Here is a 224-nt window from a genome sequence, read left to right as displayed (position 1 = left end):
TGGAACCGTAAGATATATACAGACAGTCTTCATCTCGTTCTCAAGCGGAAATATCAATTGAATGATTATTATGCAAACAGTGCGGCGCAAGAAGCGAAGGCGCTGTTTACAGGTTTAATGGCGTTACAAAAACGATATGAGAAACAAACACAAGAGAAAATTAAGAAACTTAAGAAAAAGTTGAAACAAGAACGGACAAAACTGACAAACCTTCGTAAAATCAA

General features: G+C 36.2%; 1 pseudogene. It reads left to right on the top strand.

The window, feature by feature from the left end:
• Positions 1-224 (top strand): annotated as a pseudogene (locus JDS96_RS31655) (hypothetical protein); the annotation flags it as partial.

Origin of the sequence: Bacillus cereus group sp. N21 (genome assembly GCF_016483395.1) — a bacterium.
Taxonomy (GTDB): domain Bacteria; phylum Bacillota; class Bacilli; order Bacillales; family Bacillaceae_G; genus Bacillus_A; species Bacillus_A pseudomycoides.
Note: the sequence above shows the minus strand (reverse complement) of the source record. Positions and strands in the feature narration are given on the sequence as shown.